1 pseudogene is annotated in these 1,043 nt (G+C 59.0%); it reads left to right on the forward strand.

Annotated features, from left to right (window positions below):
- Positions 1–756 precede the first annotated feature (756 nt).
- A pseudogene (locus EOB49_RS34075) lies at positions 757–1,043 on the forward strand (lipid kinase); the annotation flags it as partial.

Raw genomic sequence — 1,043 nt, forward strand, 5'->3', positions numbered from 1 at the left:
TACCTTGGTCCTCTCCCCGGAAAAGCACAATCTCATATAGCTGGAAGACATGCTGCCCGACGACTATGCAGAGTGGGTCAAACCACGTCCACCTCCTCCCCATCTGAGAGCAAACCGACCGGCGCTATTTCCTCAAGCCGATCGCATGCAGGCGCGCCGAATCATCGCACCGCGCGAGCGCAAAGCGGCTGGAATGCTTGGACCGCTTCAAATGCCCGCACTCAATCGCTTTTCCGGACCTTCGCGTAACGACAGTTCGGTTCGAGCCATGATAGGCTTTGCGCCTCGAGAATGGTGGCGTCATCGCGCGGCGAACGGCCTTCTTGCGTATCCGGCGAAGGGTGACAAACTGGGCAGTCGGACTTTTTGAGAGGGTGACGATGGCGTTGGGGGGCGCGCGGATGGCAAGCGCAGGCGCTTTGCTCGACACAACACGGCCGCCCGTCAGGCGATGAATCTTAGTGCCAGCGGGGTAGTTGGAGCGTTAGCATGCCTGGTCATCGGGCAAGTTTCCGTTCACTTGAACCCGGCGGGTGCTCCCGCAATAGCGGGTTGGCGATGCATATTCTCGCCATCGTGATTGTGTTCGCTGTGCGCGAACCGTTCCGTTTGCCATCTTGCAGCACTTCTCGCCCACTCGCCAAGATGATTGCCGTTGGCTGCGTCCTCGTTCTCGCAGCCGCTCTTTATGTCATCGCGCTGGCAGACTTCCCCCACAGGGTTGATGGAGATGCAGCGGCGCAGGCGAACAACGCTATGGAATTTTTGGTGGGAAACGGTCGTCACTACGGGGGCGGCAACGTGGTGGAAGAGACGGCCGAGATCGATGACGGACATCTCGATCTCTATAGCTTGGAAATGACGAACCTCTGGAAACTGGCGCTGATGCTCCGCTCCTTCCGTTCTGGAACGCATGGCGCCTGGCGAGAGGTTCGGACGGCTAGGTGCGTCGAGTTCGACATCGAGACGGAGAAGCCGATGCCGGTCAACACCGATGGTGAGATCGTCACCTCGACACCAGCTCATTTCAAGGTCCACCCAAA

The organism is Mesorhizobium sp. M7A.F.Ca.MR.148.00.0.0, from assembly GCF_003997735.1.
Classification (GTDB): Bacteria; Pseudomonadota; Alphaproteobacteria; order Rhizobiales; family Rhizobiaceae; genus Mesorhizobium.